This is a genomic window from Pseudomonas baetica, assembly GCF_002813455.1.
Classification (GTDB): domain Bacteria; phylum Pseudomonadota; class Gammaproteobacteria; order Pseudomonadales; family Pseudomonadaceae; genus Aquipseudomonas; species Aquipseudomonas baetica.
Genome location: NZ_PHHE01000001.1, coordinates 2,318,035 through 2,331,516, shown reverse-complemented (window position 1 = coordinate 2,331,516; position 13,482 = coordinate 2,318,035). Strand labels below are relative to the sequence as shown.

Below are 13,482 nucleotides of genomic sequence, written 5' to 3'. Positions count from 1 at the left end.
AAATGCAGTTGACGGTTATCTTTTAAGTTGTACGATGACCTACAACTTCAGCGAGCGCTGAACGATCCACTCACAAAAATATTGCTACCCAGGGTGTTCGAATAATGAATCCACAAGAACTGAAGTCCATCCTCTCTGCCGGCCTGCTGTCCTTCCCGGTGACCGATTTCAACGCGCAGGGCGATTTCAACCGCGCGGGCTACATCAAACGGCTGGAATGGCTGGCCCCGTATGGCGCTTCGGCATTGTTCGCAGCAGGTGGCACCGGTGAGTTCTTCTCCCTGGCCGCCAGCGAATACTCGGAAATCATCAAGACTGCCGTCGACACCTGCGAAACCAGCGTGCCGATCCTCGCCGGTGTCGGTGGTTCGACCCGCCAGGCCATCGAATACGCACAGGAAGCCGAGCGTCTGGGCGCCAAAGGCCTGTTGCTGCTGCCGCACTACCTGACTGAAGCCAGCCAGGACGGCGTTGCCGCTCACGTTGAAGCGGTATGCAAATCGGTCAAAATCGGCGTGGTTGTCTACAACCGTAATGTCTGCCGCCTGACCGCGCCGCTGCTGGAACGTCTGGCCGAGCGTTGCCCGAACCTGATCGGTTATAAGGACGGTCTGGGTGATATCGAGTTGATGGTGTCGATCCGTCGCCGCCTCGGTGATCGCTTCAGCTACCTGGGTGGTCTGCCGACCGCCGAAGTCTACGCCGCTGCCTACAAGGCGCTGGGCGTGCCGGTCTACTCCTCGGCGGTGTTCAACTTCATTCCGAAAACCGCGATGGACTTCTATCACGCCATCGCCCGCGAAGATCACGCCACCGTCGGCAAGATCATCGACGATTTCTTCCTGCCGTACCTGGACATCCGCAACCGCAAGGCCGGTTACGCCGTGAGCATCGTCAAGGCAGGCGCGAAAATCGCCGGCTATGACGCAGGCCCGGTGCGTGCGCCGCTGACCGATCTGACCGGCGAAGAGTACGAAATGCTCGCCGCGCTGATCGACAAGCAAGGTGCGCAGTAACACCCGATAAAAAGCGAGGCCGCTGAGCAATCAGCGGCTTTTTGCGTGAAGGCTTTGAGATTTGAGGGCTGCCCCTGTGACAACTGCAAAACGCTACGACAACTACATCAACGGTGAATGGGTCGCCGGCGCCGATTACTCGGCCAACATCAACCCGTCCGAATTGAGCGACACCATTGGCGATTACGCCAAGGCTGATCTGACGCAAGTCAACGCCGCCATCGACGCTGCCCGCGCAGCGTTCCCGGCGTGGTCGACTTCGGGCATTCAGGCCCGTCACGATTCGCTGGATAAAGTCGGCACGGAAATCCTCGCCCGTCGCGAGGAGCTCGGCACCCTGCTGGCCCGGGAAGAGGGCAAGACCCTGCCCGAAGCCATCGGCGAAGTGACCCGCGCCGGCAACATCTTCAAGTTTTTCGCCGGTGAATGCCTGCGTCTGTCCGGCGACTACGTGCCGTCGGTGCGCCCGGGCGTCAACGTTGAAGTGACCCGCGAAGCACTGGGTGTGGTCGGTCTGATCACCCCGTGGAATTTCCCGATTGCCATTCCGTCGTGGAAAATCGCCCCGGCCCTGGCCTACGGCAACTGCGTGGTATTGAAACCTGCCGATCTGGTACCGGGCTGCGCCTGGGCGCTGGCCGAAATCATCTCCCGTGCAGGCTTCCCGGCCGGTGTGTTCAACCTGGTGATGGGCAGCGGTCGTGTGGTAGGCGAAGCTCTGGTCAACAGCCCGAAAGTCGATGGCATCAGCTTCACCGGCTCCGTCGGTGTCGGTCGGCAGATCGCGGTCAATTGCGTCTCGCGTCAGGCCAAGGTTCAGCTGGAAATGGGCGGCAAGAACCCGCAGATCATTCTCGACGACGCCGACCTCAAGCAAGCGGTCGAGCTGTCGGTGCAGAGCGCGTTCTACTCCACCGGTCAGCGTTGCACGGCGTCGAGCCGGTTGATTGTCACTGCCGGAATTCATGACAAGTTCGTTGAGGCCATGGCCGAACGCATGAAGTCGATCAAGGTCGGCCACGCGCTGAAATCCGGCACCGACATCGGCCCGGTGGTTTCGCAAGCGCAGCTTGAGCAGGACATGAAGTACATCGACATCGGTCAGTCCGAAGGTGCGCGTCTGGTCAGCGGCGGCGGTCTGGTGACCTGCGACACCGAAGGTTACTTCCTTGCGCCAACCCTGTTTGCCGACAGTGAAGCGTCGATGCGCATCAGCCGCGAAGAGATTTTCGGCCCGGTGGCGAACATCGTCCGCGTCGCCGATTACGACGCCGCGCTGGCGATGGCCAACGACACCGAGTTTGGTCTGTCGGCCGGTATCGCCACCACGTCGCTGAAGTACGCCAACCACTTCAAGCGCCATTCCCAGGCCGGGATGGTGATGGTCAACCTGCCGACAGCGGGCGTGGATTACCACGTTCCGTTCGGTGGCCGTAAGGGTTCGTCCTATGGATCACGTGAGCAAGGACGTTATGCGCAAGAGTTCTACACGGTGGTGAAAACCGCCTACGTCGGTTCCTGATCCACGCAATACCCCTGTAGGAGCTGCCGCAGGCTGCGATCTTTTGATCTTGATTCTCTGGCGTCTCGGATGACGCCGAAGATCAAAAGATCGCAGCCTGCGGCAGCTCCTACAGGGAACCCGGAACACCGGGAAACACAACAGATTCACCCGCGCATAAAAATAATCAGTGGGAGTACATCTACATGCAATCGACTCAAAAGCCGACTCACGTCCGCTATTTGATCCTGCTCATGCTGTTTCTGGTGACCACGATCAACTACGCCGACCGCGCCACCATCGCGATCGCCGGTTCCAGCCTGCAAAAAGACCTGGGCATCGACGCAGTCACCCTCGGCTACATCTTCTCCGCATTCGGTTGGGCCTACGTGGCCGGGCAAATCCCCGGTGGCTGGCTGCTCGATCGCTTCGGCTCGAAAAAAGTCTACGCCCTGAGCATTTTCACCTGGTCGCTGTTCACCGTGCTGCAAGGCTTTGTCGGTGAATTCGGCATGTCCACGGCGATTGTTGCGCTGTTCATGCTGCGCTTTCTGGTCGGCCTGGCTGAAGCGCCGTCCTTCCCTGGCAACGCGCGCATTGTTGCCGCCTGGTTCCCGACCGCCGAACGCGGCACTGCGTCGGCGATCTTCAACTCGGCGCAATACTTTGCCACTGTGTTGTTTGCACCGCTGATGGGCTGGATCGTGTATTCCTTCGGTTGGGAGCACGTGTTCATCGTCATGGGTATCCTCGGCATCGTGTTCTCGCTGGTCTGGCTGAAAGTGATCTACAGCCCGCGTGAACATCCACGCATCAACGACGCCGAGTTCAAGCACATCGCCGACAACGGCGGCATGGTCGACATGGATCAGAAGGGTAAAAAGTCCGACGGTCCGAAGTGGGATTACATCCGTCAGTTGCTGACCAATCGCATGATGCTTGGCGTGTATCTGGGCCAGTACTGCATCAACGGCATCACTTACTTCTTCCTGACCTGGTTCCCGGTGTATCTGGTGCAAGAGCGTGGCATGACCATTCTCAAGGCCGGTTTCATCGCGTCGTTGCCGGCGATCTGCGGCTTCATCGGTGGTGTGCTTGGCGGGGTGATTTCCGATTACCTGCTGCGCAAGGGCCACTCGCTGACCTTCGCCCGCAAAGCGCCGATCATCGCCGGCCTGCTGGTGTCCAGCAGCATCGTGGCCTGCAACTATGTTGATGTTGAATGGATGGTCGTGGGCTTCATGGCTCTGGCATTCTTCGGCAAAGGCGTTGGCGCACTGGGTTGGGCAGTGGTTTCCGACACCTCGCCTAAACAGATCGCCGGTCTGAGCGGTGGCCTGTTCAACACCTTCGGCAACATCGCGTCGATCACCACGCCGATCGTGATTGGCTACATCATCAGCTCCACCGGTTCGTTCAAATGGGCGCTGGTGTTCGTCGGTGCCAATGCACTGGTGGCGGTGTTCAGCTACTTGGTCATCGTTGGCCCGATCAAACGTGTGGTACTCAAAGAGCCGCCAACCAACGGCGGTGTTGAAGCCAGCGGTAAATTGTCTCAAGCGCATTCCTGAGGAGCGGCGTCATGCAGTTGATTGAACATTCCGACTCGCCGCGCTACATCCGCCTGCACGAGCGGGACAATGTCGTGGTTGTGGTCAACGACCAAGGCGTACCGGCCGGCACTGAATTCGCCGATGGCCTGGTGACGCTGGATTTCGTGCCGCAGAGCCATAAGGTCACCCTCGAGGATATTCCCGAGGGCGGCCCGGTGATTCGTTACGGCCAGATCATCGGTTATGCCTTGCAGCCGATCCGCCGGGGCAGTTGGGTCAAGGAAGATCAACTGCGCATGCCGACCGCGCCACCGCTGGACAGCTTGCCGCTGTCCACCGAGGTGCCGGACGCCCAGGCGCCACTGGAAGGTTTCACCTTCGAGGGTTACCGCAACGCCGACGGCACCGTCGGTACGCGCAACATTCTCGGCATCACCACCACCGTGCAATGCGTGACCGGCGTGCTCGATCACGCGGTGAAACGCATCAAGGAAGAACTGCTGCCGAAGTACTCGCACGTCGATGACGTCGTGGCGCTGACCCACAGTTACGGCTGTGGCGTGGCGATTACCGCCACCGACGCCTACATCCCGATTCGCACGGTGCGCAATCTGGCGCGCAACCCGAACCTGGGTGGCGAGGCACTGGTGATCAGTCTGGGTTGTGAGAAATTGCAGGCCGGCCAGGTGATGCACGAGGACGATACTTCGGTGGATCTCAGCGAGCCGTGGCTGTATCGCTTGCAGGATTCCAGTCACGGTTTCACCGAAATGATCGAGCAGATCATGGCACTGGCCGAAGTCCGTTTGAAGAAGCTTGATCAGCGCCGCCGGGAAACCGTGCCGGCGTCCGAGCTGATCCTCGGCATGCAGTGCGGCGGTAGCGATGCGTTTTCCGGCATCACCGCCAACCCGGCGCTGGGTTATGCCTCGGACTTGCTGTTGCGGGCGGGGGCGACGGTGATGTTTTCCGAGGTCACCGAAGTGCGCGATGCGATCTATCTGCTGACCTCCCGCGCCCAGACCAAAACCGTCGCCGAGGAACTGGTGCGCGAGATGGACTGGTACGACCGTTATCTGGCCAAGGGCGAAGCGGATCGCAGCGCCAACACTACGCCGGGCAACAAGAAGGGCGGGTTGTCGAACATCGTCGAGAAGTCGCTGGGTTCGATCGTCAAATCCGGCAGCAGCGCGATCAATGGCGTGCTGGGCCCGGGCGAGCGCTTCAAGCAGAAAGGTTTGATCTTCTGTGCGACGCCAGCGAGTGATTTTGTCTGCGGCACGTTGCAGTTGGCGGCAGGGATGAACCTGCACGTGTTCACCACCGGGCGGCACGCCTTATGGGCTTGCGATGGCGCCGGTAGTGAAAGTCTCGACGCGTACCGAGTTGGCGCAGCGCTGGCCTGACTTGATCGACATCGACGCCGGGCGGATTGCCACCGGCCGGGCGACCATCGAGGAGTTGGGTTGGGAGTTGTTCCACTACTACCTGGACGTGGCGAGCGGCAAGCAGCAGACGTGGGCGGAGAAGCACAAGCTGCATAACGACATTACGTTGTTTAATCCGGCGCCGATTACCTGAGGCCGGGTTATCGTTCTTCGCGAGCAGGCTCGCTCCCACATTCGATCGCGTTCTGTCTGTGCGAATGCGATCGAATGTGGGAGCGAGCCTGCTCGCGAAGGCGATCCCACAGACGCCGGAGGTCTTGTGGCTTATCATTAGCCCCCTGACGACGCTCACCCAAGGCTCCCCGGCATGCTGGCAATCTTCCTCGAAACCCTGAACATCACCGCGCCGGTGTTTGCCATGCTGTTTCTCGGTGTGCTGCTCAAGCGCATCGACTGGATCAACGACAACTTCATCCACACGGCCTCGTCGCTGGTGTTCAACGTCACCATGCCGGCGCTGCTGTTCCTCGGCATCCTGCATGCTGATCTGCACGCCGCCCTGCAACCGGCGCTGCTGATCTACTTTTCCTTGGCCACGTTGGTGAGCTTCGCCGTTGCTTGGGGCTGGGCGATTCTCAAGTGTCCGCGCGAAGATCGCGGCATCTACACCCAAGGCGCGTTTCGCGGCAACAACGGGGTGATCGGCCTGGCACTGGCCGCGAGCATGTACGGCGACTACGGGATTTCCCTCGGGGCGATTCTCGCGGCGCTGGTGATCCTGTTCTACAACACGCTCTCGACCATTGTGCTGGCGGTGTACAGCCCGGTGATCAAGTCTGATCCGTGGAGCATCTGCAAAAGCGTGTTCAGCAATCCGCTGATCATCAGCGTGATCGCGGCGGCGCCGTTTGCCTATTTCAAGATCGGCCTGCCGGGGTGGCTGGAAACCTCCGGCCAGTATCTGGCGCAAACCACTTTGCCGCTGGCGCTGATCTGTATCGGCGGCACCTTGTCGCTGGCGGCGCTGCGCAAGAGCGGCAAGATGGCGCTCAGCTCCAGTCTGGTTAAGATGATCGGTCTGCCGGTGCTGGCGACGCTCGGTGCGTGGCTATGCGGTTTTCGCGGGGCGGAGTTGGGGATTCTGTTTCTGTACTTCGGCAGCCCGACGGCGGCGGCCAGTTTTGTCATGGCCCGGGCGGCGCAGGGCAATCATGAATTGGCGGCGGCGATTATCGTGTTGACCACGTTGATGGCGGCGATTACCACCAACGTCGGGATCTTTCTGTTGCAGTGGGGTGGGTGGATCTAGCCTGAAGCTTGGGTTGTTCTTTCAGGCCTCTTCGCGAGCAGGCTCGCTCCCACATTTGAAACGCATTCCAATGTGGGAGCGAGCCTGCTCGCGAAAGCGATTTCGCAAACGCTGAATTACTCAGGCTTCTGGTAGGTATCGATCACTTCCTGCGCCGCGCGAAACGCATCGATCGCCGCCGGCACACCCGCATACACCGCGCAATGCAGCAGCGCCTCGCGAATCTCATCCACCGTGCAGCCGTTGTTCAGAGCGCCACGCACATGCCCCCTCAACTCTTGCGGGCACTTCAACGCCGTCAGTGCAGCAAGCGTAATCAGGCTGCGGGTTTTCAGCGGCAGGCCTTCGCGATTCCACACGCCACCCCAGGCGTGTTCATTGACGAAGTCCTGCAACGGCTGGCTGAACGCGGTGGCGTTGCCCAGCGCCCGATCAACAAACGCATCGCCCATTACCTCACGGCGGACTTCAACCCCGGACTTCTTCGATTCGGTCATGGCACATCCTTTTTGTGGTGTTGGCGGCGCCAGGCGATGACTGACGTGAACAGCAGAAACGTCAGCAGCGCCGGCAAGACATAAAACAGCATCAGCCGCTCGAGTTTGCCGGCCAGTGGCAAGCCGGTGGTGAACGACACCACGTGCAGCCCGTACGCCAGATACAAACCAAGCAACAGCAGACCTTCGGCACGGGTCACGCGGTAGCCGGAATAGAACACCGGCAGGCACAACGCGGCGACGCCGAGCATCACCGGCAAGTCGAAATCCAGCGCATTGGGTGAGACCGACAGTGGTGTCGGCGCGATCAGTGCGGTGATGCCCAGCACGCCAAGCAGGTTGAACAGGTTGGCGCCGATCACGTTACCCACGGCGATATCCCGTTGCCCGCGCAAGGCCGCGATCAGCGACGTGGCGAGCTCCGGCAGGGAAGTGCCGACGGCCACCACAGTCAGGCCAATGACCCGCTCGGAAAACCCGAGATCGGTCGCCACTACAACGGCAGCGCTCAGCAGCAGGTGCCCGGCGAACACCAGCATGGCCAGACCGACGACGATCATCAGCGAACTGCCGATCCAGGACGTCTGCGTTGCTTCGCCGTGTTCCGAGTGTGGTCGTGTCGAATGCCGTGACTGGCGCAGCAGCAAACCCAGGTACAGCGCCAGTGCGCCCAGTAGCAGGATGCCGTCGATACGACCGATTTCCTCATTCCAGGCCAGAACGAACACCAGCAGGCAGGCGCCGATCATCAGTGGAATGTCGAGGCGCACCAGTTGCCGCGACACGCGCAGCGGAATGATCAGCGCCGACAAACCGAGGGTCACGAGGATGTTGAAGATGCTGCTGCCGACCACGCTGCCGACCGCGATGTCCGGGTTGTGGGCCATTGCGGCTTGCAGACTCACCGCCATCTGCGGTGCGCTGCTGCCAAGGGCAACGATGGTCAGGCCGATGATCAGTGGTCGCACATTCAGTCGCGCGGCCAGACGCACCGCCGCCCGCACCATCAGTTCTGCCCCAAGGATCAGCAGGCACAGCCCGGCAAGCAGTTCGATCACGCTGATCAACGGTAAATCGGTTAGTCCGAAAATGGTCGGCGCTCCATCAATCGTCGAGGGCCTGCACGCGAACCCGTGCGGTACCGCTGCTGAGCATACCGAGTTGTTCGGCCGCTTCGCGTGAAACATCGATCAAGCGGCCACGGGTGTGCGGGCCGCGATCATTGATACGCACGACGCAGGATTTGTCGTTTTTCAGATTGGTGACCTTCACCCGTGTACCGAACGGCAACTGGCGATGGGCAGCGGTCAGGGCATGCTGGTTGAACGCTTCGCCACTGGCGGTGCGTTTACCGTGGTGTCTGGCTCCGTAATAGGAGGCGACGCCGCTCTGGTCGTAACCGTGCGGGTCGATGATGTCGGTGCTGGCGCAACCGGCCAGTAGAGAGAGCAGGGCGCAGGCGCCGAGCAGACGTTTCATTCGAAAGCTCCCAAATAACAATGTGGGAGCGAGCCTGCTCGCGAAGAGGCCGTCACATTCAATATCTCTATTGGACGTCATGACGCTTTCGCGAGCAGGCTCGCTCCCACAGGGAATAGAGCCAGGCTTTGGATCTGGCTCCATTGTGATCAGCCTTCGAGCTTGCTTTTCAGCAGTTCGTTCACTTGCTGCGGGTTGGCCTTGCCCTTGGAGGCTTTCATGGCCTGACCGACGAAGAAGCCGAACATCTTGCCGCGTTTGGCTTCGTCAGCCGCACGATACTGTTCAACTTGCTCGGCGTTGGCCGCAAGCATTTCGTCCAGCACCGCGGAGATCGCGCCGCTGTCGGTCACTTGCTTGAGGCCACGCTTTTCGATGATCTCGTCGGCGCTGCCTTCGCCGTTGGCCATCGCTTCGAACACCACCTTGGCGATCTTGCCGGAGATGGTGTTGTCCTTGATGCGCTGCAGCATGCCGCCCAACAGTTCAGCGGAAACCGGCGACTCGTCGATGTCCAGGCCTTGCTTGTTGAGCAGGCTGCCCAACTCGACCATGACCCAGTTCGCTGCCAGTTTGGCGTCGCCACCAATGGCTGCGACTTTCTCGAAGTAATCCGCCTGCTCACGGCTGGTGGCCAGCACGTTGGCGTCGTAGGCCGACAGACCAAACTGGCTCTGGAAGCGTTCGCGTTTTTGCGGTGGCAGTTCCGGCAGGGTGGCGCGCACCTCACCGAGGAACGACTCTTCGATGACCACCGGCAGCAGGTCCGGATCGGGGAAGTAACGGTAGTCGTTGGCTTCCTCTTTCGAACGCATCGGACGGGTTTCGTCCTTGTTCGGATCGTAAAGACGGGTCTGCTGGATCACTTTGCCGCCGTCTTCGATCAGCTCGATCTGACGCTGGATCTCGGAGTTGATCGCCTTCTCGATGAAGCGGAACGAGTTGACGTTCTTGATCTCGCAACGCGTGCCGAACTCAACCTGGCCTTTCGGACGGATCGACACGTTGCAGTCGCAACGCAACGAACCTTCGGCCATGTTGCCGTCGCAGATGCCCAGATAACGCACCAGCGCGTGGATCGCCTTGACGTAAGCCACGGCTTCCTTGGCGCTGCGCATGTCCGGCTCGGAGACGATTTCCAGCAGCGGCGTGCCAGCACGGTTCAGGTCGATGCCGGTGGCACCGTTGAATTCTTCGTGCAGGCTCTTGCCGGCGTCTTCTTCCAGGTGTGCGCGGGTGATGCCGACACGTTTGACGGTGCCGTCTTCCAGCGCGATGTCCAGGTGGCCTTTGCCAACGATCGGCAATTCCATCTGGCTGATCTGGTAGCCCTTCGGCAGGTCCGGGTAGAAGTAGTTTTTACGCGCGAACACGTTGTGCTGACCGATCTCGGCATCAATCGCCAGACCGAACATCACCGCCATCCGCACGGCTTCCTGGTTCAGCACGGGCAATACGCCCGGCATGCCCAGGTCGATCAGGCTGGCCTGGGTGTTCGGCTCGGAACCGAAGGTGGTGGAACTACCGGAAAAGATTTTCGACCGGGTAGTGAGCTGAGTGTGAATCTCCAGCCCGATCACGACTTCCCATTGCATGTGTGTCTCCTCAGAAGCCGGTTGGGGTGCGGGTGTGCCAGTCAGTGTTTAACTGATACTGGTGGGCAACGTTCAACAGGCGACCTTCCTGGAAATACGGCGCGAGTAACTGCACGCCGACCGGCAGACCGTCGACAAAACCGGCCGGCATCGACAGGCCCGGCAGGCCCGCGAGGTTGGCGGTGATGGTGTAGACGTCTTCCAGATAGGCAGCGACCGGGTCGCTGTTCTTGGCGCCGAGTTTCCAGGCCGGGTTCGGCGTGGTCGGGCCGAGGATGATGTCGACTTCATTAAAGGCAGCCATGAAATCGTTCTTCACCAGGCGACGGATCTTCTGCGCTTTCAGGTAGTAGGCGTCGTAGTAACCGGCGGACAGTGCGTAGGCACCGACCATGATCCGGCGCTGTACTTCAGGCCCGAAGCCTTCGCCACGGGAGCGCTTGTACAGGTCGATCAGGTCTTTCGGCTGCTCGCAACGATGGCCGAAACGCACGCCGTCGAAACGCGACAGGTTCGAAGAAGCTTCGGCCGGGGCGATTACGTAGTACGCCGGAATCGCGTGCTGCATGTTCGGCAGGCTGATTTCCTTGATCACCGCACCGAGCTTCTGCAGCTCTTTGATGCTGTTCTGGATCAGCTCGGCAATGCGCGGGTCGAGACCGGCGCTGAAGTATTCCTTCGGCACACCGATGCGCAGGCCTTGCAGCGATTCGTTGAGGCTCGCCGAGTAATCAGGCACAGGTTCGTCGATGCTGGTGGAGTCGTTCTGATCGAAGCCGGCCATACCTTGCAACAAAATTGCGCAGTCTTCGGCAGTGCGTGCCAACGGGCCGCCCTGATCGAGGCTGGAGGCGTAAGCGATCATGCCCCAGCGCGAAACACGACCGTACGTCGGTTTCAGGCCGGTGAGGTTGGTGAACGCCGCCGGCTGACGGATCGAACCACCGGTGTCAGTGGCGGTGGCCGCTGGCAACAGACGAGCGGCAACGGCGGCTGCCGAACCACCGGACGAACCGCCCGGCACGTGTTCCAGGTTCCACGGGTTTTTTACGGCGCCGTACCAGCTCGACTCGTTGGCCGAACCCATGGCGAATTCGTCCATGTTGGTCTTGCCCAGAGTCACGGCACCGGCAGCAGCCAGTTTCGCGACCACGGTGGCGTCGTATGGCGCTTTAAAGTTGTCGAGCATCTTCGAGCCGCAGCTGGTGCGGATGCCTTGGGTGCAGAACAGGTCTTTGTGAGCGATCGGCGCGCCGAGCAGGGCGCCGCTCTCACCGTTGGCCCGGCGCACGTCGGCGGCTTTCGCCTGCTCGAGGGCCAGCTCTTGGGTGAGGCTGATGAAACTGTTGAGCTGCGGATCGAGCTGGGTAATACGCGCCAGCAGGACTTTGGTCAGCTCTTCGGAGGAGAACTTTTTATCGGCGAGACCGCGGGCGATCTCGGCCAGAGTCATTTGATGCATTACAGGCTCTTTCCCTTTAGTCGATGACTTTCGGAACCAGATACAGGCCGTTTTCGACCGCTGGTGCGATGGACTGATAGGCCTCGCGATGATTGGTCTCGGTCACAACGTCGGCGCGCAGGCGCTGACTGGCTTCCAGCGGGTGGGCCAGAGGCTCGATACCGTCGGTATTAACAGCCTGCATTTCGTCGACAAGCCCGAGAATGCTGTTGAGGGCGGAAGTAATGTGCGGAAGATCGGCATCATTGAGGCCAAGGCAGGCCAGATGAGCGATTTTTTCCACGTCGGAGCGTTCTAGCGCCATCGGGATTCTCCAGTGGAAAACAGAACGGACGGCGTCCGTGTGTTAGATTGTCGGAACACTACCGCACTTCTACGGTCATAAGGCCGCGATTGTGGGGCTTGGTGCACAGAAAAGCGGCCAATTTAACATATTGGCGCCTTGCCCAAAATCCCTGTCGTTGTTAGAGTTTGCCGCACTTTTTTACCCACGCGTTGCCTAGGGTCCCTTTCCCATGTTCAAGAAACTGCGTGGCATGTTTTCCAGCGATCTTTCCATTGACCTGGGCACTGCCAACACCCTTATTTACGTGCGCGAGCGCGGTATCGTCCTGAATGAGCCATCGGTTGTGGCCATTCGGACACACGGTAACCAGAAAAGTGTCGTTGCTGTCGGCACCGAGGCCAAGCGCATGCTCGGCCGCACGCCGGGCAATATTGCTGCCATTCGTCCGATGAAGGACGGCGTGATTGCCGACTTCAGCGTCTGCGAAAAGATGCTGCAATACTTTATCAACAAGGTTCACGAAAACAGCTTTCTGCAGCCTAGCCCTCGTGTGCTGATCTGCGTTCCATGCAAATCCACCCAGGTTGAGCGTCGTGCCATCCGCGAATCGGCCCTTGGTGCCGGTGCCCGTGAGGTGTTCCTGATCGAAGAGCCAATGGCTGCCGCGATCGGTGCCGGCCTGCCGGTAGAAGAAGCGCGCGGTTCGATGGTCGTCGATATCGGTGGTGGTACTACCGAAATCGCGCTGATCTCCCTGAACGGTGTGGTTTACGCCGAGTCCGTGCGCGTTGGCGGCGACCGCTTCGACGAAGCGATCATCACCTACGTGCGTCGGAACTACGGCAGCCTGATCGGTGAATCCACCGCTGAGCGCATCAAGCAGGAAATCGGTACGGCCTACCCGGGCGGCGAAGTTCGCGAAGTCGACGTTCGCGGTCGCAACCTGGCCGAAGGCGTGCCACGCGCATTCACCCTGAACTCCAACGAAGTGCTGGAAGCTCTGCAAGAGTCCCTGGCCACTATCGTTCAGGCCGTGAAAAGCGCGCTGGAGCAATCGCCGCCGGAACTGGCTTCCGACATCGCCGAGCGTGGCCTGGTGCTGACCGGTGGTGGCGCGCTGCTGCGTGACCTCGACAAGTTGCTGGCACAGGAAACCGGTCTGCCGGTGATCGTTGCCGAAGATCCGCTGACTTGCGTTGCTCGCGGCGGTGGCCGTGCATTGGAAATGATGGATAAGCACACCATGGACCTGCTTTCGAGCGAATAACTCGCCGAATGCAATACGTGGGTGAGCGCACAGGCAGCACTTTGCAGTGCTGCCTGTTGGCGTTTATCTTCTGTCAGTCTTCATCCAGGCCGGTTTGATGCCGTATGAATAAACAGAACATTTGCCTGG

Annotated in this window: 11 protein-coding genes and 1 pseudogene; 6 read left to right on the top strand and 6 right to left on the bottom strand. The window is 60.2% G+C overall.

The genetic code is table 11. The features are described from left to right. The first annotated feature begins 104 nt into the window (after positions 1-104). From kdgD to ATI02_RS10685, 5 genes and pseudogenes are all read left to right on the top strand, one after another. On the top strand, positions 105-1,016 hold the full coding sequence (kdgD, locus tag ATI02_RS10705; protein ID WP_042557640.1) for a 5-dehydro-4-deoxyglucarate dehydratase: 912 nt from the start codon (positions 105-107) through the stop codon (positions 1,014-1,016). A gap of 76 nt (positions 1,017-1,092) precedes the next feature. Beyond that, on the top strand, positions 1,093-2,538 hold the full coding sequence (locus ATI02_RS10700) for an aldehyde dehydrogenase family protein (protein WP_100846243.1): 1,446 nt from the start codon (positions 1,093-1,095) through the stop codon (positions 2,536-2,538). Between the two features lie 185 nt (positions 2,539-2,723). Continuing rightward, positions 2,724-4,088, top strand: a complete 1,365-nt coding sequence (locus tag ATI02_RS10695; protein WP_095191332.1) for an MFS transporter — start codon at positions 2,724-2,726, stop codon at positions 4,086-4,088. 11 nt (positions 4,089-4,099) lie between these two features. Continuing rightward, positions 4,100-5,651, top strand: a pseudogene (garD, locus tag ATI02_RS10690) (galactarate dehydratase). Between the two features lie 174 nt (positions 5,652-5,825). Continuing rightward, positions 5,826-6,767 carry an AEC family transporter gene (locus ATI02_RS10685; protein ID WP_100846242.1) on the top strand — a complete coding sequence of 314 codons (942 nt, stop codon included), beginning with the start codon at positions 5,826-5,828 and terminating at the stop codon, positions 6,765-6,767. A gap of 116 nt (positions 6,768-6,883) precedes the next feature. On the opposite strand, the gene ATI02_RS10680 is transcribed toward ATI02_RS10685, so the two are convergent. The 6 genes from ATI02_RS10680 to gatC form a co-directional block, all read right to left on the bottom strand. Then, complete coding sequence (locus tag ATI02_RS10680) at positions 6,884-7,264, bottom strand: carboxymuconolactone decarboxylase family protein (RefSeq protein WP_100846241.1); 381 nt, start codon at positions 7,262-7,264, stop codon at positions 6,884-6,886. After that, positions 7,261-8,322, bottom strand: a complete 1,062-nt coding sequence (locus ATI02_RS10675; RefSeq protein ID WP_100848453.1) for a calcium/sodium antiporter — start codon at positions 8,320-8,322, stop codon at positions 7,261-7,263. The genes ATI02_RS10680 and ATI02_RS10675 overlap by 4 nt, the downstream gene beginning before the upstream one ends. Before the next feature lie 46 nt (positions 8,323-8,368). Continuing rightward, on the bottom strand, positions 8,369-8,743 hold the full coding sequence (locus tag ATI02_RS10670) for a septal ring lytic transglycosylase RlpA family protein (protein ID WP_095191337.1): 375 nt from the start codon (positions 8,741-8,743) through the stop codon (positions 8,369-8,371). 149 nt (positions 8,744-8,892) lie between these two features. Further along, positions 8,893-10,338 carry an Asp-tRNA(Asn)/Glu-tRNA(Gln) amidotransferase subunit GatB gene (gatB, locus tag ATI02_RS10660; RefSeq protein ID WP_007915352.1) on the bottom strand — a complete coding sequence of 482 codons (1,446 nt, stop codon included), beginning with the start codon at positions 10,336-10,338 and terminating at the stop codon, positions 8,893-8,895. A gap of 10 nt (positions 10,339-10,348) precedes the next feature. Further along, entirely contained in the window at positions 10,349-11,800 is a 1,452-nt protein-coding gene (gatA, locus tag ATI02_RS10655) for an Asp-tRNA(Asn)/Glu-tRNA(Gln) amidotransferase subunit GatA (RefSeq protein WP_095191339.1), read from the bottom strand. Positions 11,801-11,816: 16 nt separating this feature from the next. Beyond that, a complete protein-coding gene (gene gatC / locus ATI02_RS10650; protein WP_007901429.1) occupies positions 11,817-12,104 on the bottom strand; it encodes an Asp-tRNA(Asn)/Glu-tRNA(Gln) amidotransferase subunit GatC in 288 nt (95 codons plus the stop codon). 211 nt (positions 12,105-12,315) lie between these two features. On the opposite strand from gatC, the gene mreB reads away from it, so the two are divergent. Then, the gene (gene mreB, locus ATI02_RS10645; protein ID WP_002555108.1) at positions 12,316-13,353 is read left to right on the top strand and encodes a rod shape-determining protein MreB; all 1,038 of its coding nucleotides are present in this window, start codon (positions 12,316-12,318) and stop codon (positions 13,351-13,353) included. The last annotated feature ends 129 nt before the right edge of the window (positions 13,354-13,482 follow it).

What these genes read in the sequence shown, in the direction of transcription:
- gatB (WP_007915352.1), bottom strand. Translation starts at nt 10,338, where the DNA reads ATGCAATGGGAAGTCGTGATCGGGCTGGAGATTCACACTCAGCTCACT.
- gatC (WP_007901429.1), bottom strand. Translation starts at nt 12,104, where the DNA reads ATGGCGCTAGAACGCTCCGACGTGGAAAAAATCGCTCATCTGGCCTGC.
- mreB (WP_002555108.1), top strand. Translation starts at nt 12,316, where the DNA reads ATGTTCAAGAAACTGCGTGGCATGTTTTCCAGCGATCTTTCCATTGAC.
- ATI02_RS10685 (WP_100846242.1), top strand. Translation starts at nt 5,826, where the DNA reads ATGCTGGCAATCTTCCTCGAAACCCTGAACATCACCGCGCCGGTGTTT.
- ATI02_RS10670 (WP_095191337.1), bottom strand. Translation starts at nt 8,743, where the DNA reads ATGAAACGTCTGCTCGGCGCCTGCGCCCTGCTCTCTCTACTGGCCGGT.
- gatA (WP_095191339.1), bottom strand. Translation starts at nt 11,800, where the DNA reads ATGCATCAAATGACTCTGGCCGAGATCGCCCGCGGTCTCGCCGATAAA.
- kdgD (WP_042557640.1), top strand. Translation starts at nt 105, where the DNA reads ATGAATCCACAAGAACTGAAGTCCATCCTCTCTGCCGGCCTGCTGTCC.
- ATI02_RS10695 (WP_095191332.1), top strand. Translation starts at nt 2,724, where the DNA reads ATGCAATCGACTCAAAAGCCGACTCACGTCCGCTATTTGATCCTGCTC.
- ATI02_RS10680 (WP_100846241.1), bottom strand. Translation starts at nt 7,264, where the DNA reads ATGACCGAATCGAAGAAGTCCGGGGTTGAAGTCCGCCGTGAGGTAATG.